20 protein-coding genes are annotated in these 19,356 nt (G+C 72.4%); 9 read left to right on the top strand and 11 right to left on the bottom strand.

The genetic code is table 11. From position 1 onward, the window contains the following. Window positions 1-48: 48 nt before the first annotated feature. Window positions 49-1,380: a D-alanyl-D-alanine carboxypeptidase family protein gene (locus ACF07B_RS40510; protein WP_392182628.1), complete on the top strand. Its 1,332-nt coding sequence runs from the start codon at window positions 49-51 to the stop codon at window positions 1,378-1,380. Here ACF07B_RS40510 and ACF07B_RS40515 read toward each other — a convergent pair. The 4 genes from ACF07B_RS40515 to ACF07B_RS40530 form a co-directional block, all read right to left on the bottom strand. Further along, entirely contained in the window at window positions 1,334-2,368 is a 1,035-nt protein-coding gene (locus ACF07B_RS40515; protein ID WP_392182629.1) for a YhjD/YihY/BrkB family envelope integrity protein, read from the bottom strand. The genes ACF07B_RS40510 and ACF07B_RS40515 overlap by 47 nt on opposite strands. Continuing rightward, a complete protein-coding gene (locus ACF07B_RS40520) occupies window positions 2,356-2,769 on the bottom strand; it encodes a GtrA family protein (RefSeq protein WP_392182643.1) in 414 nt (137 codons plus the stop codon). Before ACF07B_RS40520 ends, ACF07B_RS40515 begins: the two co-directional genes overlap by 13 nt. A 134-nt stretch (window positions 2,770-2,903) precedes the next feature. After that, window positions 2,904-3,848: a decaprenyl-phosphate phosphoribosyltransferase gene (locus tag ACF07B_RS40525; protein ID WP_384239528.1), complete on the bottom strand. Its 945-nt coding sequence runs from the start codon at window positions 3,846-3,848 to the stop codon at window positions 2,904-2,906. Next, window positions 3,841-4,371, bottom strand: coding sequence for a phosphatase PAP2 family protein (locus ACF07B_RS40530; protein ID WP_384239533.1), 531 nt, complete (start codon window positions 4,369-4,371; stop codon window positions 3,841-3,843). Before ACF07B_RS40530 ends, ACF07B_RS40525 begins: the two co-directional genes overlap by 8 nt. Before the next feature lie 169 nt (window positions 4,372-4,540). On the opposite strand from ACF07B_RS40530, the gene ACF07B_RS40535 reads away from it, so the two are divergent. Continuing rightward, the gene (locus tag ACF07B_RS40535; protein ID WP_392182630.1) at window positions 4,541-5,890 is read left to right on the top strand and encodes an FAD-binding protein; all 1,350 of its coding nucleotides are present in this window, start codon (window positions 4,541-4,543) and stop codon (window positions 5,888-5,890) included. Window positions 5,891-5,972: 82 nt separating this feature from the next. Further along, the gene (locus tag ACF07B_RS40540) at window positions 5,973-6,728 is read left to right on the top strand and encodes a decaprenylphospho-beta-D-erythro-pentofuranosid-2-ulose 2-reductase (protein ID WP_369483454.1); all 756 of its coding nucleotides are present in this window, start codon (window positions 5,973-5,975) and stop codon (window positions 6,726-6,728) included. A gap of 13 nt (window positions 6,729-6,741) precedes the next feature. Here ACF07B_RS40540 and ACF07B_RS40545 read toward each other — a convergent pair whose 3' ends face one another. Together ACF07B_RS40545 and trpS are read right to left on the bottom strand one after the other, a co-directional pair. Then, window positions 6,742-7,323 carry a 2'-5' RNA ligase family protein gene (locus ACF07B_RS40545; protein ID WP_362407435.1) on the bottom strand — a complete coding sequence of 194 codons (582 nt, stop codon included), beginning with the start codon at window positions 7,321-7,323 and terminating at the stop codon, window positions 6,742-6,744. A 229-nt stretch (window positions 7,324-7,552) separates the two neighbouring features. Next, the gene (gene trpS, locus ACF07B_RS40550; protein WP_362407438.1) at window positions 7,553-8,566 is read right to left on the bottom strand and encodes a tryptophan--tRNA ligase; all 1,014 of its coding nucleotides are present in this window, start codon (window positions 8,564-8,566) and stop codon (window positions 7,553-7,555) included. A 390-nt stretch (window positions 8,567-8,956) separates the two neighbouring features. Here trpS and ACF07B_RS40555 point away from each other — a divergent pair, with 390 nt between their 5' ends. Then, complete coding sequence (locus tag ACF07B_RS40555) at window positions 8,957-9,724, top strand: hypothetical protein (protein ID WP_392182631.1); 768 nt, start codon at window positions 8,957-8,959, stop codon at window positions 9,722-9,724. A gap of 49 nt (window positions 9,725-9,773) precedes the next feature. On the opposite strand, the gene ACF07B_RS40560 is transcribed toward ACF07B_RS40555, so the two are convergent. Next, on the bottom strand, window positions 9,774-11,219 hold the full coding sequence (locus ACF07B_RS40560; RefSeq protein ID WP_369483452.1) for a glycine hydroxymethyltransferase: 1,446 nt from the start codon (window positions 11,217-11,219) through the stop codon (window positions 9,774-9,776). Window positions 11,220-11,625: 406 nt separating this feature from the next. Here ACF07B_RS40560 and rocD point away from each other — a divergent pair, with 406 nt between their 5' ends. Further along, window positions 11,626-12,840: an ornithine--oxo-acid transaminase gene (gene rocD, locus ACF07B_RS40565; RefSeq protein ID WP_392182644.1), complete on the top strand. Its 1,215-nt coding sequence runs from the start codon at window positions 11,626-11,628 to the stop codon at window positions 12,838-12,840. Window positions 12,841-12,901: 61 nt separating this feature from the next. Here rocD and ACF07B_RS40570 read toward each other — a convergent pair whose 3' ends face one another. Together ACF07B_RS40570 and ACF07B_RS40575 are read right to left on the bottom strand one after the other, a co-directional pair. After that, window positions 12,902-14,086 (bottom strand): glutathionylspermidine synthase family protein, encoded by a 1,185-nt coding sequence (locus ACF07B_RS40570; protein WP_392182632.1) that lies wholly within the window; start codon window positions 14,084-14,086, stop codon window positions 12,902-12,904. Window positions 14,087-14,182: 96 nt separating this feature from the next. Beyond that, complete coding sequence (locus ACF07B_RS40575) at window positions 14,183-14,524, bottom strand: hypothetical protein (RefSeq protein WP_384239519.1); 342 nt, start codon at window positions 14,522-14,524, stop codon at window positions 14,183-14,185. 129 nt (window positions 14,525-14,653) lie between these two features. Here ACF07B_RS40575 and ACF07B_RS40580 point away from each other — a divergent pair, with 129 nt between their 5' ends. Both ACF07B_RS40580 and ACF07B_RS40585 read left to right on the top strand, forming a co-directional pair. Further along, on the top strand, window positions 14,654-15,505 hold the full coding sequence (locus tag ACF07B_RS40580; protein ID WP_369483463.1) for a hypothetical protein: 852 nt from the start codon (window positions 14,654-14,656) through the stop codon (window positions 15,503-15,505). Further along, a complete protein-coding gene (locus tag ACF07B_RS40585; protein WP_392182633.1) occupies window positions 15,502-15,633 on the top strand; it encodes a pentapeptide repeat-containing protein in 132 nt (43 codons plus the stop codon). The genes ACF07B_RS40580 and ACF07B_RS40585 overlap by 4 nt, the downstream gene beginning before the upstream one ends. Here the strand turns inward: ACF07B_RS40585 and ACF07B_RS40590 are convergent. Continuing rightward, window positions 15,585-16,976 carry a PLP-dependent aminotransferase family protein gene (locus ACF07B_RS40590; protein ID WP_369483448.1) on the bottom strand — a complete coding sequence of 464 codons (1,392 nt, stop codon included), beginning with the start codon at window positions 16,974-16,976 and terminating at the stop codon, window positions 15,585-15,587. The genes ACF07B_RS40585 and ACF07B_RS40590 overlap by 49 nt on opposite strands. 62 nt (window positions 16,977-17,038) lie before the next feature. Between ACF07B_RS40590 and ACF07B_RS40595 the strand changes: the two genes are divergently transcribed. Further along, window positions 17,039-17,599, top strand: a complete 561-nt coding sequence (locus tag ACF07B_RS40595) for a carboxymuconolactone decarboxylase family protein (protein WP_392182645.1) — start codon at window positions 17,039-17,041, stop codon at window positions 17,597-17,599. Between the two features lie 26 nt (window positions 17,600-17,625). Next, window positions 17,626-18,342 carry an isocitrate lyase/phosphoenolpyruvate mutase family protein gene (locus ACF07B_RS40600; RefSeq protein ID WP_392182634.1) on the top strand — a complete coding sequence of 239 codons (717 nt, stop codon included), beginning with the start codon at window positions 17,626-17,628 and terminating at the stop codon, window positions 18,340-18,342. 54 nt (window positions 18,343-18,396) lie between these two features. On the opposite strand, the gene ACF07B_RS40605 is transcribed toward ACF07B_RS40600, so the two are convergent. Beyond that, complete coding sequence (locus ACF07B_RS40605) at window positions 18,397-19,356, bottom strand: ABC transporter substrate-binding protein (protein ID WP_392182635.1); 960 nt, start codon at window positions 19,354-19,356, stop codon at window positions 18,397-18,399.

The following is a 19,356-nucleotide window of genomic DNA, read 5'->3' on the forward strand; positions in this document are numbered from 1 at the left end:
CTGAACGGTGACGGGAATTCCGGTCACAACCCCTGTACTTTCTCGATCGTGCCCGTCTCGAAAAAGACCATTCAGCGATCCTTGTTGATCGCTTCCGCCACCTTGTTGACCCTTTCCTCCGCTGCGCCCGTGTTCGCCGTCACCGCCGACGCGAGCCCCACCGCGAGCCCCGAGGCGAGTCCGGCGGAAGGCCCCACGGACTCCCCGTCGGCTACACCCCCGGCCACCATGTCGAGCCTCGGCGGCGAGCGGCTCGCCCGGCCCGGCAACCAGGTGAACCTCGGCAGCGGCGCTCCCGTCCTGCCCCCGGACATCACAGCGCGTTCCTGGATCGTCGCCGACGCCGAGTCCGGTGACGTCCTGGCCGCGCACAACGCGCACTGGCGGCTGCCCCCGGCGAGCACCCTGAAGATGCTGTTCGCCGACACGGTGCTGCCCAAGTTCCCGAGGACCACCTCGTACAAGGTGGCCCCCGCCGACCTGGCGGGCATCGGAGCGGGCTCCAGCGTGGTGGGCATAAAGGAGAACGAGACGTACACCGTGCACGACCTGTGGCTCGGTGTCTTCCTGAAGTCCGGCAACGACGCCGTGCACGTGCTGTCCGCGATGAACGGCGGCGTCCGCGAGACGGTCAAGGACATGCAGGCGCACGCCGACGACCTCCAGGCCCTCGACACGCACGTGGTGAGCCCGGACGGCTACGACGCCAGGGGCCAGGTGTCATCGGCCTACGACCTGACGCTGTTCGCCCGTTCGGGGCTCCAGAAGAAGGACTTCCGGGAGTACTGCTCCACGGTGCGGGCCACGTTCCCCGGCGCGACGGCCAAGAACAAGAAGGGCACGGCCGGGCGCGCGTCCTCCGAGATCAAGAACACCAACCGGCTGCTGACCGGTGACAGCGACATCACCGCGTACCAGGGCATCGCGGGGGTGAAGAACGGCAACACCACCAACGCGGGCGCCACGTTCACCGGTGTCGCCGAGCGCGCCGGCAAGGTCCTGCTCGTCACGGTCATGAACCCGGAGAAGAAGGAGCACAACGAGGTCTACAAGGAGGCCGCGCAGCTCCTCGACTGGGGATTCCAGTCCGCGGACAAGGTCGAGCCGGTCGGCGAACTGGTCGCGCCCAAGGGTGTCGACACCACGGCTCAGCCGGGCGCGAACGCCTCGGGCGGGGCGAGCCCGGGCACGGGTTCCGGCACGGGCACCGCGCACGCCTCCACGAAGCCGGTGGCGGCCTCCACCCCCGCGAAGGGCGGTTCGAGCGGCATCGGTATCGCGCTCGGCGTGGCGGGCGGCTGTCTCGCCCTGCTCGGGGCGGGCGTCTTCCTGGTCAACCGCCGCTGGCCGCTGCCGGACCTGATGCGCCGTCGCCGCTGACCCCGCGGGTCCCGGGGTTCTCCTTCGCGTTCTTCGGAGCCCCCGGGTCCCTCCGGTCCCGCGGGCCGGCCGGTTCCCGTCCGCCGGCCGGCCCGTCCGGACCCGCCGGCGCGTCGTCGCCCGCCGCTTCCCGGTCCTGCCCCTCGCTCGGTGTCGCCGTCCAGGCGGCCGCGTACAGGAGCAGTTTCGAGGTGAAGTTGATCCACAGGAGCAGCGCGATCGGCACCCCGAAGGCGCCGTACATGCTCTTGGACGCCACGCCCCGCATGTAGCCGCTGAGCAGCAGCTTGAGCAGCTCGAACCCGACGGCGCCGATCAGCGCGGCGACGATCAGCCGGCGGCGCGGCGGCTCGACACCGGGCAGCAGCGTGAGGACGTACAGCAGGACGAGGAAGTCGGCGAGCACGGCCACCGCGAAGGCGACGACCTGGAGCAGGGTGCTTCCCCAGCCGTTCTCGTCGAGGCCCAGGTGCCGTGCCGACCAGCCCATCGCCGTGGAGGCGAGGGTGGAGACCACGATGGTCGCGAGCACGGCGCCGCCGAGGCCGACGAGGACTCCGCCGTCCTTGAGCTTGCGCAGGAACGGGTTCTCCTCGCTGTCGGGCAGCTCCCAGACCGCGCGCAGGCACTCCCGCATCGAGCCGACCCAGCCGATGCCGGTGACCAGCAGCAGAGCGCCGGCGACGAGCCCGATGGTGCCGGCGTTCTGGACGAGGCCGTTGATGTCGAGCTGGTCGGAGATGCCCGGCACCTGTTCGGCGAGCTTGTCCTGGAGGTCCTTCTGCTGCTGAGCGCTCAGCGTGGCCGCCCCGATCGCCGCGGCCACGGTCAGCAGCGGAAACAGCGCCACGAAGCTGATGAACGTCATCGCCGCGGCGAGCCGCGTCCACTTGACGCGGTCCAGTCGCTCGTACGACCGCCACGCGTGCGTGGCCATCAGGCGTACGACCAGGGGCCCCACGCCGGGAATCTTTTTCAGCCAGTCCATGATCCGACTCTGCCCTCGCCTCGGAAAACCAGTGACCGGGTACCCCAGAAACGCAGGACAGTGGCCAGCGCCATACCGACTCCCGCGCCCGAGACGGTGTCCGCGCGCGGGGAGGTGAACCCGAGCCCGTAGTGGCTGACGGCGATGCACAGCAACTGCACGAGCGCGCCCGCGATGTTCACCGCGAAGAAGACCAGGCAGGGGCGCGGGCCCCGGGCCGCCGTGTGCCGGTAGGTGCCGAGCGCGTTCCCTGCGTACGCCACCGAGCAGCCCGCGACGAAGGACAGCGACTTGGCCGTCAGGGGGTCAAGACCCGCCGGGCCGCGCAGCCAGACGAAGAGGCCGAGGTCGGCCGCGTAGGCGAGGGCGCCGACCGCCGCGAACCCGAGGAGCTCGCGCAGGAACGGCTTCCGGGGACGGGTCCGTCCGGGGGCCTCCGACGGTTCCGTGACCGCGGACCCCGGGGCGGCGGTCGCCCCGGGGTCCGTCCCGCGGCCGGCGAGGAGACCGCGACCGGGCCGGTCCTCGGTGACGCTCACCAGTTCGCCACGGCCAGTCCGTACATGGCCAGCCACACCAGGCCGATGAGGGCGAGCGGACGGTCGCGCAGGACCACGTCCTCCGGCTCGCCCGCCGTGCCCCGGTCGGCGAAGACCGCGTAGCGCAGGACGGCCAGGATGAAGGCGACCACGGACAGCTGACGCCACGGCAGCAGTCCGGTGCTCGGCACTCCGCCCTCCTCCAGGGCCCACAGGCAGTAGCCGAGGACGGAGACCCCGGCGGCGAGCTGCCACACGAAACGCAGGTAGCCGGTCGTGTACTCGGTGAGCAGCGCGCGCGTGGCGCCCGCCGTGCCCGCCATCTGCACGGCCTCGGAGTAACGCTTCGCCGAGACCATGAACAGCGCCCCGAAGCCGGTGGTGATCAGGAACCAGCGCGAGAGCGGGATGCCGAGGGCCAGGCCGCCGATCATGGCCCGCATCAGGAACCCGGTCGTGACGACGACGAGGTCGACGACGAGCACGTGCTTCAGGCTCACGCAGTACGCGAGCTGCATGCCGATGTACGCGGTCAGCAGCGCGCAGACGGCCGGCGAGCAGAACCAGGCGGCGGCCGCGGGCGCGAGGACCCCGAGGGTGCCGCCGACGGCGTACGCGGCCGGGACGGGGACCTGGCCCGCGGCGACCGGACGGTGGCGCTTGACCGGGTGGGCGCGGTCGGCGTCGGCGTCCCGGGCGTCGTTGATCAGATACACGGCGGCGGCACAGGCCGTGAACAGCAGGAAGACCAGCGCGAGTTGGCTGAACGCGTGCAGCGAGAAGAGCCGGCCGGCGGCGGCCGGGGCGGCCACGACGAGCACGTTCTTCACCCACTGGCGGGGCCGCGCGGTCCTGACGAGGCCCCGCAGCAGCCCGGTCAGGCTCCGCGGCGGCGGGGCGAGGGCCGGGGTGCGCTCCAGAAGCGCCGTGTGCTCAGCCATGGCCCGTCCCGATCCAGCGGGCGCCCAGTCCGGCCGCCGCGGCGCCCAGGGCCGCGCCGGCGGCGACATCCGTGGGGTAGTGCACGCCGACGACGAGGCGCGAGAGGCACATCGCGGCGGCGAGCGGCGGGACCGCGTACGCGCCGAGCGCGCCGTACGCGACCGCCGCGGCGGTCGCGGAGGCCGCGTGCGAGCTGGGGAAGGAATGCCGTCCCGCCGTTCCCACCCGGGGCGCCACGTGCGTGGGACGCGGGCGGCGCACGATCCGTTTCACCCCCATGCTCGCGAGGTGCGCGCCGGCGGTGAGCGCCGTCGCGCGCAGCCACGCGCCGCGCCGCCCCCGGTCGGCGGCCGCCCCGGCGAGCCCCGCGGCGAGCCACAGGGCGCCGTGCTCCCCGCTCCAGGACAGAGCGCGCGCGACGGCCGCGACCCGCGGGTCCCCGCCGTACGCGTGGAGCACGGACAGCACCCGGCGGTCCATGTCGTGCGGTGGACGGTCCATGCCGTCAGGCCGCCGATCCATCTCGTCACGGTCGTCAAGGTCGTCCATGCGATCCCACTCTTCTAGGGAGCGGTCGCAGAACTACGGCAATCTTGGACGACATCCCATTAATCACCCATTTCGGTGAGGAGCCGGGAGCGCTGGGTAGATTGCCCCGTTGCGCACCCTCGGCGGCGCTACGGTCACGGTCATGCCTGCCGACTCCGTCTCCGTCACGGGTTGGGGCCGCACCGCCCCGACCACCGCCCGTCTGGTCCGCCCGCGCACCTACGGGGAGGCGGCGGCCGCCGTCCGGGAGTGCGGGGCCCGGGGCGGGATCGCCCGGGGGCTCGGACGGGCCTACGGAGACGCCGCGCAGAACGCGGGCGGGGCGGTGCTCGACATGACGGGCCTGGACCGGATCCACGCCATCGACGTGGGCGGCGGCACGGTCCTGTGCGACGCGGGGGTGTCCCTGCACCGGCTCATGGAGGTCCTGCTCCCCCTCGGCTGGTTCGTGCCGGTGACGCCGGGGACCCGCTACGTGACCGTGGGCGGCGCGATCGGCGCGGACATCCACGGCAAGAACCACCATGTGTCGGGCTCCTTCGCCCGTCACGTCCTGTCCTTCGAGCTGCTGACGGCGGACGGCGAGATCCGGACGGTCGGGCCCGGCACCCCGCTGTTCGACGCCACGGCGGGCGGCATGGGTCTGACCGGCGTGATCCTGACGGCGACCGTCCGCCTCCAGCCGGTGGAGACCGCCCTGATGTCCGTCGACACCGAACGCGCGGCGGACCTGGACGACCTGATGGCCCGCCTCACCGCCACCGACCACCGGTACCGCTACTCGGTGGCCTGGATCGACCTCCTCGCGCGCGGGGCCGGGACGGGGCGCGCGGTCCTGACCCGCGGCGAGCACGCGCCGCTGGACGCGCTGCCCCCGCGGGCCCGCAGACACCCGCTGGCGTTCCGCCCCTCGCGCCTGCCTGCGGCCCCCGCCTTCGTACCCGAAGGACTCCTCGGGCGGACGACGGTGGGCCTCTTCAACGAACTCTGGTACCGCAAGGCGCCCCGGCTGCGGACCGGTGAACTCCAGCCGATCCCGGCCTTCTTCCACCCCCTGGACGGGGTGCCGCACTGGAACCGCGTCTACGGGCGCGGCGGCTTCGTCCAGTACCAGTTCGTCGTCGGACACGGCCGGGAGGAGACCCTGCGACGGATCGTGCGGCGCATCTCCGAACGCCGCTGCCCGTCCTTCCTCGCCGTCCTGAAGCGCTTCGGCGAGGGCGATCCGGGCTGGCTGTCCTTCCCCGTGCCCGGCTGGACCCTGGCCCTGGACATCCCGGCGGGCCTGCCGGGCCTCGGCGCCTTCCTCGACGAGCTGGACGAGGAGGTGGCGGAGGCCGGCGGACGCGTGTACCTCGCCAAGGACGCGCGGCTGCGGCCCGAACTGCTGGACGTCATGTACCCGCGGCTCGGCGCGTTCCGGTCGCTGCGCCAGGAGCTGGACCCACGGGGGGTCTTCACCTCCGACCTGTCCCGCCGGCTCGGCCTGTAGAGGGCCCCGGCGCCGTTCCCGGCCCGCAGAGCGCCCGTTCCCGCCCGCCCCTCCGGTTCCCCGTCTCTAGGAGCTCGCTGTCATGAAGGACGCCTTCGGTATCCCCCAGTCCCTGCTGGTCCTCGGCGGCACGTCCGAGATCGCGCTGGCCACGGCGCGCCGGCTGATCACCCGGCGGACCCGCACGGTGTGGCTCGCCGGACGGCCGGCCCCCGCCCTGGAGGAGGCCGCCGAGCGGCTGCGCGGGCTCGGCGCGGACGTCCGTACCCTCGCCTTCGACGCCCTCGATCCCGAGTCCCACGAGGCCGTGCTCGGCAAGGTCTTCGCCGAGGGCGACATCGACGTGGTGCTGATGGCCTTCGGGGTGCTCGGCGACCAGGCTCTGGACGAGAAGGAACCGGTCGCGGCGGTCCGGGTCGCGCAGACCAACTACACGGGCGCGGTGTCCTCGGGCCTGGTGTGCGCGCGGGCGCTGCAGACGCAGGGGCACGGCTCCCTGGTGGTGCTGTCCTCTGTCGCGGGCGAACGCGCCCGCCGCTCGAACTTCATCTACGGCTCCAGCAAAGCGGGCCTGGACGCCTTCGCGCAGGGCCTGGGCGACGCCCTCCACGGAACCGGCGCGCATGTCATGGTCGTACGCCCCGGGTTCGTCCGTACGCGGATGACGGCCCATCTGCCCGAGGTGCCGCTGTCGACCACTCCGGAGGCGGTGGCCGCGGCGATCGAACTGGGGCTGCGGCGCCGCTCCGAGACGGTGTGGGTGCCGGGGGCCCTGAGGATGGTCATGTCCGCGCTGCGGCACACGCCGCGCGCGGTCTTCAGGCGGCTGCCGCTCTGACGTTCCGGGGACCTCAGAGCGCCGGCAGTGTGGTGTCCCGCTCGGGCGAGGTGGCCTGCGGGGGCACCACCGCGCCGCCGAAGGCGAACTCGCGGAGCTTGCGCCACACACCGTCGGCGCCCTGCTCGTAGAGGGCGAATCCGGTGCAGGGCCACCCGGCGTCGTACCCGGAGAGGGCCTCGAAGGCGTGGTCCATCGCCTCGTCGTCGATGCCGTGCGCCACGGTGACGTGCGGGTGGTACGGGAACTGGAGCTCGCGGGCGACGGGGCCCGAGGCGTCCCGGACCTGCTTCTGGAGCCAGGTGCAGGCCTCGGCGCCCTCGGCGACGCGGACGTACACGACCGGTGACAGGGGGCGGAAGGTGCCGGTGCCGGACAGCCGCATCGGGAACGGGCGCCCGGCGGCGGCGACCTCGACGAGGTGCGCCTCGATCGCGGGCAGCGCCGATTCCTCGACCTCGGTCGGCGGCAGCAGCGTGACGTGCGTGGGAATGCAGCAAGCCGCGGGGTCGCCGAAGCCCGCGCGCCGCTCCTGGAGCAGGCTGCCGTGAGGCTCCGGGACCGCGATCGACACACCGATCGTTACGGTCCCCACGTCGTCTCCTGTCGTTGTCGATGGTCAGGGCTGTTCGGTGGTGCTGCGCGGGAGGGGACGATCGCTCGGCCCGCCCCCGGCTTTCGACTGTACGGCGGTATGACCCGCAATCGGCGTGTGTAGGAGTGTCGCGCTCGTCTCGTACTGACTGCCGAAGGTGGTGTGGTAGGGGCCGTGCCGCCGCCGGAGGGCCGGGGCGCGGCCCCGCGCACGGCGGTGGCCTCGGCCGTCAGTGCTTGGCGGGCAGGAATCCGACCCGGTCGTACGCCTGGGCGAGCGTCTCGGCGGCGACGGCGCGCGCCTTCTCCGCGCCCTTGGCCAGAATCGAGTCGAGCGTCTCGGGGTCGTCCAGATACTGCTGGGTGCGCTCCCGGAACGGCGTCACGAAGTCGACCATGACCTCGGCGAGGTCCGTTTTCAGCGCACCGTAGCCCTTGCCGACGTACTTCTCCTCCAGTTCGCCGATTCCCGTGCCGGTGAGCGTCGAGTAGATGGTCAGCAGGTTGCTGACACCCGGCTTGGCGCTCGCGTCGTACCTGATGACGGTGTCCGTGTCGGTGACCGCGCTCTTGACCTTCTTGGCGGTCACCTTCGGGTCGTCGAGCAGGTTGATGAGGCCCTTCGGCGTCGACGCCGACTTGCTCATCTTGATCGACGGGTCCTGGAGATCGAAGATCTTCGCCGTCTCCTTGAGGATGTACGGCTTGGGAATCCGGAAGGTGTCGCCGAAGCGCCCGTTGAAGCGCTCCGCGAGGTCGCGGGTCAGCTCGATGTGCTGACGCTGGTCCTCACCGACCGGGACCTCGTGGGCCTGGTACAGCAGGATGTCCGCCACCTGGAGGACCGGGTACGTGAAGAGGCCCACGCTCGCGCGGTCGGCGCCCTGCTTGGCGGACTTGTCCTTGAACTGGGTCATGCGGGAGGCCTCGCCGAAGCCGGTGAGGCAGTTCATCACCCAGGCGAGCTGCGCGTGCTCGGGGACATGGCTCTGGACGAAGAGCGTGCAGCGCTCGGGGTCGAGTCCCGCGGCGAGGAGCTGCGCCGCCGCGAGCCGGGTGTTGGCACGCAGGTCCGCGGGGTCCTGGGGAATCGTGATCGCGTGCAGGTCGACGACCATGTAGAACGCGTCGTGGGACTCCTGGAGCGCCACCCACTGACGGACGGCGCCGAGGTAGTTGCCGAGGTGGAACGAGCCTGCCGTGGGCTGGATTCCGGAGAGCACGCGAGGACTGTCAGAGGCCATGTTCACCATTCTCTCAGGTACCGGGGCCCGCTCCGGAACTGGCCGGAAAGAGACGTGACCCGGGTGCGTCGGCGCCGCGGTTCCGGGGGAACCGTGCCCTCCCGAGCCCCGACCCGGCAGCACAGACGGTGACCGTTTCGCTCACCTGAGCGGCTTTCGGACACTCGCCGTCATGGAAGTGCAACGGTGAGATGACGTTCTGCCTGGAGGGGGTGCTTTCGGCGTCACGGGCGCTTAACAATGCCGGTCCGCCCAGGTAGCCGTATTCGGCAGGGTGGAGCGCTGCTCGGACGTCGCCGTCGAGGGGAACCCCCGGCGGGTCCTTCGGCGCACCCAGAAATTGGCACAACGGTGTGCGGGCCGGCTCTGCGTCGGCCGTTTGGGGGTTCCATGCGCGGGCTTCGTGAACTGGTCACGGTGATGGGGGCGTTGGGGGCGACCGCCGCGGCGGTGGTGTCGGCGGCACCGTCCGCCCTGGCCGGCCCCCCGGCGAACACACCGATGGTCGCGTCGGCGGTCCGGGAGAGCGCGGAGTACGCCGCGCAGGGCTCCTCGGGCGACAGCCCGGACATCGTCCTGACCGTCGCCGGTGACACGGGACGGACGACCACCCTGCACAGCGGCGATCCGGATTTCGGACGGCTGTGGCGGCTGCTGTCCCCCCGGTACACGGGGCCGAAGAAGACGCCCGGCGAGTGGGCGGACGGCCGCCTTCCCGTTCCTGAGGTCACGGTGATCTGGGGAGTCACGGGTGCCGGGGGTGACGTCGCCATCGAACGCCAGGACCAGGTGTTCCTCACCGCGGACGGCGCGCCGTGGGTGCGGTCGGATCTGGCTCCCGACCTCGTGGGCGGCGACTTCCGCTGGCACCGGGCGCCGCTCTCGGTGTTCGACCAGCTCACGCAGGGGGGAAGACTGTTCGGCTCCGGGCCGGCCGCGTCCGCCGTCCGGGTGGAGCCGGACCCGGCGGTATGGGCGGTACCCGGACTCGCGGCGGGCCTGGCCCTCGGCGCCGGGGCCACGTGGTTCATCCGCCGCGCGAAGGTCCGGCAGGTGAACGCCGGGGACACCGGGGACACCGGGGACACCGGGGACGCCGGGGACGCCGGGGACGCCGAACCGCTGCGGGAACCACGCCAGGAACTGGTCGAGGTCTAGGCCGTGTCCGCAGTCCGGGGCCGGAGAAATCCGGCCCCGGTGCGGTGCGTCAGCCGAGGTCGATCTCCGGGTAGAGCGGGAAGCCGGTGAGCAGGTCGCTCGCGCGGTGGGCGATCTCGTCGGAGATCTTCGCGTCCAGGACGTGCTGCGCCTTGGACGGGGCGCCCTTGGCGGTGGTGCCGGCCTCGGCGGCGGTGAGGACCCGGTCGATCAGCCCGGCGATCTCGTCCATCTCGGTCGCGCCGAGACCGCGGGTGGTCAGCGCGGGGGTGCCGATGCGGATGCCGGAGGTGTACCAGGCGCCGTTCGGGTCGGCGGGGATCGCGTTGCGGTTGGTGACGATGCCCGAGTCGAGCAGGGCGGACTCGGCCTGGCGGCCGGTCAGGCCGTAGGAGGAGGCCACGTCGATGAGGTTGAGGTGGTTGTCGGTGCCGCCGGTGACCAGGGTGGCGCCGCGGCGCATCAGGCCCTCGGCCAGGGCACGGGAGTTGTCGACGACGGCCTGGGCGTAGCCGCGGAACTCGGGGCGGCGGGCCTCGGCGAGCGCGACGGCCTTGGCGGCCATGACGTGGGGAAGCGGGCCGCCGAGGACCATCGGGCAGCCGCGGTCGACCTGCTCGGCGAGGGTCTCGTCGCACAGGACCATGCCGCCGCGCGGGCCGCGGAGCGACTTGTGCGTGGTGGTGGTGACGATCTGGGCGTGCGGGACCGGGTCGAAGTCGCCGGTCAGGACCTTGCCCGCGACCAGGCCGGCGAAGTGCGCCATGTCGACCATGAGGGTGGCACCGACCTCGTCGGCGATCTCGCGCATGACGCGGAAGTTCACCAGGCGGGGGTAGGCGGAGTACCCGGCGACGATGATCAGCGGCTTGAACTCGCGGGCGGAGGCGCGCAGGGCCTCGTAGTCGATGAGACCGGTGGCGGGGTCGGTGCCGTAGGAGCGCTGGTCGAACATCTTGCCCGAGATGTTCGGGCGGAAGCCGTGGGTGAGGTGGCCGCCGGCGTCCAGGGACATGCCGAGCATGCGCTGGTTGCCGAAGGCCTGGCGCAGTTCGGCCCAGTCGGCCTCGGAGAGGTCGTTGACGTTGCGGACGCCGGCCTTGGCGAGAGCCGGGACCTCCACGCGGGCGGCGAGGACGGCCCAGAAGGCGACGAGGTTGGCGTCGATGCCGGAGTGCGGCTGGGCGTAGGCGTGCTCGGCGCCGAAGAGTTCGCGGGCGTGCTCGGCGGCGAGGGCCTCGACGGTGTCGACGTTGCGACAGCCGGCGTAGAAGCGGCGGCCGACGGTGCCCTCGGCGTACTTGTCGCTGAACCAGTTGCCCATGGCCAGCAGGGTGGCCGGGGAGGCGTAGTTCTCGGAGGCGATCAGTTTCAGCATGTCGCGCTGGTCGGCGACTTCCTGGCTGATCGCGTCGGCGACGCGGGGCTCCACGGCCCGGATCACGTCGAGGGCGCTGCGGAAGGCGGTGGACTCGGTGGAAAGGGGCTCAGGCATGACGGCCTCCGGACGTTGCTTTCAGCGTTCACGGGTCGGCCCAGGCGCACGGCACTCGGTTGCCACGACTCCTCGCCCGGACACTCCGGGCCCCTCACGACGGCCTGCCTCTCCGTCCAGAGGTCCGGGATCACCCCGGGGAAGCCACAGCGCGGGTGCCGCTCCCCGATGGTCGGTCCCATCCCAGCGCGCCAGTCACGGCCCCGCCGGTCAGCCTACCGGGCGCGCCGGATCACCGGGGTCCCCGGTCCACCATGCGAGCGACGATAGGAAGGAGGCCGGAAGCCCACCTGCGCGCGGGCGGCACGAGTCCGGGCCCGGGGAGAACGCGCCGTGCGGCGCGCCGGGGAGGACCGCGCCGCTCCCCCGGTGCCGCTCGACAGAGAACGGAGATCCCGTGACCACCATGGATGCCAGGGAGACGACGGAGGCGTACATCGCCTCGGCCGACGCGCACAGCGCGCACAACTACCACCCGCTGCCGGTCGTCGTGGCGACGGCGGACGGGGCCTGGATGACGGACGTCGAGGGGCGCCGCTTCCTCGACATGCTGGCCGGATACTCGGCGCTGAATTTCGGCCACGGCAACCGGCGGCTGATCGAGGCGGCCAAGGCGCAGCTCGACCGGGTGACGCTGACGTCGCGGGCGTTCCACCACGACCGGTTCGCGGACTTCTGCCGGGAGTTGGCCTCGCTGTGCGGCATGGAGATGGTGCTGCCGATGAACACCGGGGCGGAGGCGGTGGAGACGGCGGTGAAGACGGCCCGGAAGTGGGGGTACCGGGTCAAGGGCGTCCCGGCCGAGATGGCGAAGATCGTGGTCGCGGGCAACAACTTCCACGGGCGTACGACGACGATCATCAGTTTCTCGACGGATCCGGAGGCCCGGGCCGACTTCGGCCCGTACACACCGGGATTCGAGATCGTGCCGTACGGGGACCTGACGGCCCTGCGGGCGGCGGTCACGGAGAACACGGTGGCCGTGCTGCTGGAACCGATCCAGGGGGAGGCGGGGGTGCTGGTGCCGCCGGCCGGCTATCTGCCGGCCGTGCGGGAGCTGACGCTGGAGCGCGACGTGCTGTTCGTCGCGGACGAGATCCAGTCGGGACTGGGGCGCACGGGCCGGACGTTCGCGTGCGAGCACGAGGGTGTCGTGCCGGACATGTACGTCCTCGGGAAGGCGCTCGGCGGCGGAGTGGTGCCGGTGTCGGCGGTGGTGTCGAGTGCGGACGTGCTGGGGGTGTTCCGGCCCGGCGAGCACGGGTCGACCTTCGGCGGGAATCCGCTGGCCTGCGCGGTGGCGCTGGAGGTGATCGCGATGCTGCGGTCGGGCGAGTACCAGCGGCGGGCGGCCGAGCTCGGTGAGCATCTGCACCGTGAACTGGGCCTGTTGAAGGACTCCGGTCATGTCACCGCGGTGCGCGGGCGCGGGCTGTGGGCGGGCGTCGACATCGCCCCGGAGCACGGCACGGGCCGGGAGATCTCCGAGAAGCTGATGGACCGGGGTGTCCTGGTCAAGGACACCCACGGCGTCACCGTCCGGATCGCCCCGCCGCTGGTCATCACCGAGGAGGACCTGGCCTGGGGCCTGACCCAGCTGCGGGCGGTGCTGGGGGCCTAGGTCCCGTCACGGGCGCCCGCCCGGACCCGGAACGCTTCGAGCGGCGCCCCGAACGGCGCCCCTAGAGGATCACGTGGGGCAGGAAGCGGGCGTACTCGTCCGTGATCGGGCCGGAGGACTCCCGGATGCCGAGGCCCGCCGACTCGTCCTCGACGACCCAGGCGCCGAGGACGACACGGTTGCCGTCGAAGGACGGGAGAGGCGCCAGTTCCTGGTAGCAGCAGGCCTCTTCGCGTACGGCGGGGGCGGCGCCGGGTTCGTGGATCGTCACACCGGCGCCCTCGCGGCCGAGCAGGGGCTTGGCGACGTAGCCGTTCGTACGGGCCAGCTCGCGGGGGCCGTCGAGATAGGCGGGCAGGAGGTTCGGGTGGCCAGGGTAGAGCTCCCAGAGGACGGCGAGGAGGGCCTTGTTGGAGAGGAGCATCTTCCAGGCGGGCTCGATCCACAGGGTCGTACCGGTGCCGCCGCCGTTGTCGAGGGTGTCCAGGACGTGGCCGGCGAACGCGTCGGTGGTGAGCCACTCCCAGGGGTAGAGCTTGAAGCAGGCGCGGATGAACCCGAGCCGGTTGTCGACGAAGCGGCCGGAGAGCGGGTCCCAGCCGATCTCCTCCATGGAGATCCAGTCCGTGTCGAGTCCCGCCTGCTCGGCGGTCTCCTTCAGGTAGGCGACCGTCATCAGGTCCTCGCCGAGTTCGTCCTCGGCGGAGTGCGCGAAGTGCAGCGGGCTGCCCGGCGGGAGGAGGGCGGCCTGCTTCCTCCAGGCCGCCACGAGGCGTTCGTGGAGGGAGTTCCACTGGTCGGCGCCGGGGAAGCGGTCCTCCATCCAGAACCACTGCGGGCCGGCGGCCTCCACCAGGGAGGTCGGCGTGTCGGCGTTGTACTCAAGGAGTTTCGCCGGGCCCGTTCCGTCGTAGCGGAGGTCGAAACGGCCGTAGACGGAGGGGAGTTCGCCGCGCCGGTGCCAGGCCTCGGCGACGGCCGCCGCGACCCGGGGATCGTCGATGCCGAGGTCGGTGAAGCGGCCCCGCTCGACGATGTGACCGGCCGCCGTCAGGCACATGACGTGCAGTTCCTCGACGACCTCCTCCAGTGCCTCCACCTCGGGCAGCGAGAAGGCGTAGTAGGCGCTCTCGTCCCAGTAGGGGCGCAGTGAGTCGTCGGGGTGGCGGGTGAGCGGGTAGATCAGTCCCTGCCGCTCGACGGTCTGCTGCCAGCCGGGGCGGGGGGTGATGGTGCGGCGTTCCATGGGGCGCGGGGTTCTCCGTCTCGGCGGGCGGGTGGGTTCTCCGTCTCGGCGTCCGGTCGGGGGCCCGAGCACGCGCTCCGGCCCCAGGACCGCGGGTCAGCCGCCGGAGCCGCCCTTGCCGCCGCCGAAGCCGCCCCGGTGGACGCCGCCGCCCGAACCGCCGGAGCTCCCGGAGCCGCTGGGCTTGACGAAGGAACCGTCCCGGACCCGGCTGCTCTTCTTGTCGCCGCCGTAGTACCAGCCGACGTGGTGCGTGCTCGTGGAGGACTTGCAGTACTTGTCGGCGACGACCTCGTAGCCCTTGCCGCGGCGGTAGCTGTCACGGTCGACGCACCGCTTGTCGGGCTCCGAGGAGCAGGCGGTGAGCGTCGCCGCGAGAAGTCCCATGCCGCCGAGGACGACCGTGCCCGAGCGCAGTTGGCGCCGTACGTCTGCCATGTTCGTTCCCCCGTTTGATCCAAGCCGATCGCTTTTGATTGAGGTGGACAGATTAGAGATCCCACTCGGTGCGTCCACGGCGGCCCCCGGCGATGCGCCGTCCCCTACAGTCGCTTCGTGCTCTTTGGAATGATGTGCGCCCTTGGTGCCTCGGTGTGTTTCGGTACGGCCACGGTTCTCCAGGCGATGGCCGCGCGGGCCGCGGGCGAGGGCGGGACGGACGGCGGAGCCGGCGGCGCGGCGGTCCTGCTGCTGCGGGCGCTGCGGCAGTGGCGCTATCTGGCGGGACTGGGCCTCGACGGGGTCGGGTTCCTGCTCCAGATCGTCGCGCTGCGGGCGATTCCGATCTACGCGGTCGGCGCGGCCCTCGCGGCGAGCCTGGCCGTCACGGCGGTGGTCGCCTCGCGACTGCTGCACGTGCGGCTGAGCGGGGTCGAGTGGGGCGCGGTGGCGGTGGTGTGCGCCGGTCTCGCGATGCTGGGTCTGGCGTCCGGCGCGGAGGGCGACCGGACGGGGTCCCTGGCGTTGAAGTACGCGATGCTGGGGACGTCCGTGGCCGTCCTGGTGCTGGCGCTCGTCGGCGGACGGCTGCCCGACCGGGGGCGGGCGCTCGCGCTGGGACTCGGCTCGGGGTTCGGGTTCGGGGTGGTGGAGGTGGCGGTACGGCTGATCGCCGACCTCGATCCGGTGACGCTGCTGGCCAATCCGGCGACGTACGCGCTGCTGGTCGGCGGCGGTGCGGCGTTCCTGCTGCTCACCACGGCCCTGGAACGGGGCTCGGTGACGACGGCCACCGCCGGGCTGGTCATCGGGGAGACCATCGGGCCCGCGCTGGTGGGCGTGGTGTGGCTGGGCGACCGTACCCGCGAGGGGTTCACCTGGCTGGCGGTCCTCGGTTTCGCGGTGGCGGTGGCGGGGGCCCTGGCGCTCGCGCGGTTCGGCGAGGCGCCGGCCACGAAGCCGTCCGTGCCGGTGCCGTGAGTCTTCGGGGAGCGCGTCTTCAGGAAGCGCGTCTTCAGGGAGCGCGTCTTCAGGGAGCGCGTCTTCAGGGAGCGCGTCTTCAGGGAAGGGCCCGGCACAGGGCGTCCAGGGCGCCCGACCAGGCGTGATCCGGCGGGGTCCCGTAGCCGACGACCAGGGCGTCCCGGTGCGGGACGACCGCTTGCGGATGGCGGTGGTGGGAGAGGCCGTGGACGGCCAGGCCCTGAAAGGCGGCGGCCTGGACGACCGGCCCCTCGGTGCCGGGCGGGAGCCGGAGCACCGCGTGCAGTCCGGCGGCGATACCGGTGGCGCGCACCTCCGGGGCGTGGGTGGCGAGCGCCGTGACGAGGGCGTCGCGGCGGCGCCGGTAGCGCAGGCGGGCGGCGCGGACGTGCCGGTCGTAGGCGCCGGAGGTGATGAACTCCGCCAGGGTCAGCTGGTCCAGTGCCCCGGTGGACCAGCCTCCCTCCCCCTTCAGGGAGACCACCTCGTCCACGAGCGAGGGCGGCAGGACGAGCCAGCCGAGGCGCAGCGCGGGGGCCAGGGACTTGCTGGCGGTGCCCAGGTGGACCACGTGGCCGGGATCCAGTCCCTGCAACGCGCCGACGGGCTGCCGGTCGTAGCGGAACTCGCCGTCGTAGTCGTCGTCCAGGACGAGCCCGCCGGTGCGGCGGGCCCAGGCGATGACGGCGGCCCGGCGGTCCGGGTGCAGCGGCACGCCCATCGGGAACTGGTGGGCGGGGGTGAGGAGTACGGCCCGCGCACCCGTCATGTCCCGGGTGTCGGTGCCCAGTTCGTCGAACGGCAGGGGGACCGTACGCAGCCCCGACCGGTGCAGGAGCGTCCAGTGCACGTCCAGCCCGTACGACTCCACGGCGATCGAGCGGAGCCCCCGGCGGCGCAGGACCGCGCCGAGCAGGGTGAGGCCGTCCGAGAAGCCGGAGCAGATCACGATGCGCTCCGGGTCGGCGCGGACGCCCCGGGCGCGGGAGAGATAGCCCGCGAGGGCGGTGCGCAGCTCGGGACGGCCGCGTGGATCGCCGTAGCCGAGGGCCTCGTGCGGGGCGCGGGTCAGGGCGCGGCGGGCCGCCTTGAGCCAGGCGGCGCGCGGAAAGGACGCGAGATCGGGTCGGCCGGGGACGAGGTCGTAGGCGGGACGGGCCTGTTCGCGGCGGCGCGGCGCGGCCTGGGGCGCCGGCCGTACGACGCTCCGCTCGGCGACCCGGGTGCCCGAGCCCTGGCGGGCGGTGAGCCAGCCCTCGGCGACGAGGTCGGCGTAGGACTCGGCGACCGTGTTGCGGGCGACGCCGAGGTCGACGGCGAGGGAGCGGGAGGACGGGAGACGGGTCCCGGGGGCCAGCCGGCCGCTGCGGACGGCCTCGCGCAGCGCCTCCGTCAGCCCCTTGCGGATACCGGACCCGGTCGGCTCGACATGGAGGTCGACACCCAGAGTGGCCCATGTTTTCCCCATGGGAATGGACCATACCCCTGGGCTACTCCCCTCGTAGGGTCGATGGCATGACGACGCAGGACATGACTACCCAGCCCACCCCGACAGCCCCCGCGACCGACGCCGGCTCCCCTCCCACCGCCTCCGCGGCGCCCGCCGCCACCGCGCCGTACGCGCCCGAGCACGCCCCCCGGCTGGCCTGGGCCGAGCTCGCCCCCGAGGTCTACAAGGCGATGGTCAGGCTCGACGCGGCGGCCCGGCGCGGGGTGGACCCCACGCTCCTCGAACTGGTGAAGATCCGCGCCTCGCAGCTCAACCACTGCGCGTTCTGCCTGGACATGCACACCAAGGACGCGCTCGCGGCGGGCGAGAGTGTGGAGCGGATCGTGCAGCTCGGCGCGTGGGAGGAGTCGCGGCACTTCTACACGGAGAAGGAGCTCGCGGCGATCGAGCTGACCGAGGCCGTCACGGTCCTGACGGACGGCTTCGTGCCGGACGAGGTGTACGAGCGCGCGGCCCGGCACTTCGAGGAGGCCGACCTGGTCCAGCTGATCGCCTCGATCACGATGATCAACGCCTGGAACCGGTTCGCCGTGACCTGCCGCATGGTGCCCGGCCACTACCGGCCGGGCGGGCACAAGTGACGGCCCGGCAGGCCGGGGAACACCCAGTGGCGGGCGGGGCCGGGCGGTTCCGGGCGCTGCACCACGGACGCGTGCCGGGTGATCCGCTGGTGCTGCCCGGGCCCTGGGACGCGGCGAGCGCCCGGGTGTTCGCGGACGCGGGGTTCCCCGCGCTCGCCACACCCAGCGCCGGGGTGGCCGCGTCGCTGGGGTACGCGGACGGGGAGACGCCCGCCGCCGAGATGTTCGCGGCCGTCGCGCGGATCGCCCGCGCGGTCGACGTGCCGGTGTCGGCGGACGTCGAGGGCGGCTACGGGCTGGCGCCCCGAGAGCTGGTGGAGCGGCTGCTGGAGGCGGGGGCCGTCGGCTGCAACCTTGAGGACTCCGAGGGCGGGGTCCTCAAGGACGCGGCCCGGCACGCCGACTGGCTGGCCGAGGTGCGGAGCGCGGCGGCGGACCTGCTGTTCGTGAACGCCCGTATCGATGTCTTCGCGTACGGGGACGGGGATCCCGAGCGGGCCATCGAGCGGGCCGCGCTCTACGTCGCCGCGGGAGCGGACTGCGTGTATCCGATCGGGGCCCCGGCCCAGGTGCTCCCGCTGCTGCGGTCCGGTGTCCAGGGCCCCCTGAACGCGTTCGCCCGGCTCGACGGGACCTCTCCCGCCGAACTGGGTGAACTGGGCGCCACACGGGTCACGTTCGGCCCCGGTCTGCAACGCCGGGCGACCGAGGCGCTCGAAGACATCGCGGCGAAGCTGCGCTAGGGCTGTCGGACAGGTCCTGGCCGCGCGGCGGCTCGCCTCAGGTCGCGGCGGCCGTCACGGGCGCAGCCACGCCCGCCAGGTCGACCGGTGGCGGTCCGCCCACTTCCTCGCCGCCTCCTCGGGCGTCAGCCTGTCGTTGGCGATCATCAGGGAGACCTCGTTCTGGTCCTCGGTGGTCCACTTGAAGTTCTTCAGGAAGGCGGCCGCCCTGCCACCGGTCCTCGCGAAGTCGGCGTTCAGGTACTTCTGCAGCGGGGTGTGCGGGTAGGCGCAGGCGACCTTCGCCGCGTCGGCGTCGCAGCCCTCCTTGTAGGCGGGCAGCTTCACCTCGGTCATGGGCACCTTCTCGAACAGCCACTGCGGGGAGTACCAGTACGTGAGGAAGGGCTTCTTCTCCTTCGCGAACTGCTTCATCTGCGTAATCTGCGCGGCCTCGGAACCGGCGAACACCACCTGGTAGTTCAGCTTCAGGTTGGTCACCAGCGCCTTGTCGTTGGTGACGTACGACGGGGAGCCGTCGAGGAGCTGTCCCTTGCCGCCGCTCTCGGGTGTGCGCATCCGGTCGGCGTACTTGTCGAGGTTCTTCCAGTCGGTCACGTCCGGGTGCTGCTTCGCGAAGTACGTCGGGACGTACCAGCCGATGTGCCCGGTCACTCCGAGGTCGCCGCCGGGCGCGATCGTCTTCTTGTCGGTGACGTAGCGCTTCTCCTGGTCCGGGTGGCCCCAGTCCTCCAGGATGGCGTCGACGCGGCCCTGGCTGAGCGCGTCCCAGGCCGGCACCTCGTCGACCTGGACGGTGTCGACGCGGTAGCCCAGCTCGTGTTCGAGCACGTACCGCGCCACGCCCACGTTGGCCTGGGCGCCGACCCAGGACTGCACGGACAGGGTCACCGTCTTCGCGCCCCGGGCGTTCGCGAAGGGCGAGGCCTGCTTGGTCATGTCGGCGGCGCCACAGCCGGTGAGCAGCAGCAGGGCCGAGGCGCCGGCCACCGCGGATGTCGTACGAACTCGCAT

This window comes from Streptomyces sp. NPDC015532, from assembly GCF_043078065.1.
Taxonomy (GTDB): Bacteria; Actinomycetota; Actinomycetes; order Streptomycetales; family Streptomycetaceae; genus Streptomyces.

Excerpts from the sequence above, each read along its gene's own strand:
- ACF07B_RS40515 (WP_392182629.1), bottom strand. The coding sequence starts at position 2,368 with ATGGACTGGCTGAAAAAGATTCCCGGCGTGGGGCCCCTGGTCGTACGC.
- ACF07B_RS40525 (WP_384239528.1), bottom strand. The coding sequence starts at position 3,848 with ATGGCTGAGCACACGGCGCTTCTGGAGCGCACCCCGGCCCTCGCCCCG.
- ACF07B_RS40530 (WP_384239533.1), bottom strand. The coding sequence starts at position 4,371 with ATGGATCGGCGGCCTGACGGCATGGACCGTCCACCGCACGACATGGAC.
- ACF07B_RS40535 (WP_392182630.1), top strand. The coding sequence starts at position 4,541 with ATGCCTGCCGACTCCGTCTCCGTCACGGGTTGGGGCCGCACCGCCCCG.
- ACF07B_RS40540 (WP_369483454.1), top strand. The coding sequence starts at position 5,973 with ATGAAGGACGCCTTCGGTATCCCCCAGTCCCTGCTGGTCCTCGGCGGC.
- trpS (WP_362407438.1), bottom strand. The coding sequence starts at position 8,566 with ATGGCCTCTGACAGTCCTCGCGTGCTCTCCGGAATCCAGCCCACGGCA.
- ACF07B_RS40555 (WP_392182631.1), top strand. The coding sequence starts at position 8,957 with ATGCGCGGGCTTCGTGAACTGGTCACGGTGATGGGGGCGTTGGGGGCG.
- ACF07B_RS40560 (WP_369483452.1), bottom strand. The coding sequence starts at position 11,219 with ATGCCTGAGCCCCTTTCCACCGAGTCCACCGCCTTCCGCAGCGCCCTC.
- rocD (WP_392182644.1), top strand. The coding sequence starts at position 11,626 with ATGGATGCCAGGGAGACGACGGAGGCGTACATCGCCTCGGCCGACGCG.
- ACF07B_RS40570 (WP_392182632.1), bottom strand. The coding sequence starts at position 14,086 with ATGGAACGCCGCACCATCACCCCCCGCCCCGGCTGGCAGCAGACCGTC.
- ACF07B_RS40575 (WP_384239519.1), bottom strand. The coding sequence starts at position 14,524 with ATGGCAGACGTACGGCGCCAACTGCGCTCGGGCACGGTCGTCCTCGGC.
- ACF07B_RS40580 (WP_369483463.1), top strand. The coding sequence starts at position 14,654 with ATGATGTGCGCCCTTGGTGCCTCGGTGTGTTTCGGTACGGCCACGGTT.
- ACF07B_RS40590 (WP_369483448.1), bottom strand. The coding sequence starts at position 16,976 with ATGGGGAAAACATGGGCCACTCTGGGTGTCGACCTCCATGTCGAGCCG.
- ACF07B_RS40595 (WP_392182645.1), top strand. The coding sequence starts at position 17,039 with ATGACTACCCAGCCCACCCCGACAGCCCCCGCGACCGACGCCGGCTCC.
- ACF07B_RS40605 (WP_392182635.1), bottom strand. The coding sequence starts at position 19,356 with ATGCGAGTTCGTACGACATCCGCGGTGGCCGGCGCCTCGGCCCTGCTG.